This window comes from Lactobacillus delbrueckii subsp. bulgaricus (assembly GCF_046938665.1).
Lineage (GTDB): Bacteria > Bacillota > Bacilli > Lactobacillales > Lactobacillaceae > Lactobacillus > Lactobacillus delbrueckii_C.
Map to the genome: position 1 here is coordinate 1 of NZ_JBKZCD010000066.1, position 821 is coordinate 821.

The following is an 821-nucleotide window of genomic DNA, read 5'->3' on the forward strand; positions in this document are numbered from 1 at the left end:
CAGACAAGATCAAGAGCTACGAAGACAAGGGCTACCAACTTGTTTCAACTGACTTCTCAGATGGCAAGGAAGTATACGCTAAGGAAGGCAACGACTTCGTTGTTCACCTGAAGCACTCTACTAAGGAAGTTGTAAGCTACAAGGACGCAACTCAAACCATCCATTATGTTGGTGCGGGTGACAAGACTCCAGCTGACAAGGTACAAACTCAAAAGGATGCCTTCACTAAGACCGACACGATCGACAAGGTAACTGGCGAAGTAGTTAAGACTACTGGCTGGGAAGGTACTAAGACTTTTGGTACTGAAGACACTCCAGTTGTTCAAGGCTACCACGCTGACAAGAAGACTGCTGGTGGCTTGACTGCAACTCCAGAAAACCCAGATGTTGAAGCAACTGTAACTTACTCACCAAACGGCAAGCTTGTTCCAGTTGACCCTAACGGTACTCCGATCCCAGGTGCAGACACTCCAACTTACCCAACGGACCCTAACGATCCAACTAAGGTAGTTCCAAACGAACCAATCCCAGATGTTCCAAACTGGACTCCAGTAGATCCAAGTCCTGTAACTCCGTCTAACCCAGGTGAAGATACTCCAGTACCTTACACTAAGAACGAAACTCCAGCAGCTAAGTACGGCTTGACTGAAAAGTTTGTCGACGAAGACGGCAACGAACTGCTGCCAAGCGTAAACAAGGGTACTGACTACAAGACTGGTGACTCTTACGACGTAACCAAGGACGCTAAGGTAATCACTGGCTACGTACTGGTTAAGACTACTGACGTAACTGGTACTTTCACTGACAGTGACAAGACTGCG

At 47.5% G+C, this 821-nt stretch carries 1 protein-coding gene; it reads left to right on the forward strand.

Features of this window, described 5'->3' with window-relative positions; all coding sequences use genetic code 11:
• Positions 1-821, forward strand: an 821-nt coding sequence (locus ACLUXO_RS10185; protein ID WP_412137450.1) for a mucin-binding protein, incomplete at both ends; no start/stop codon positions are given.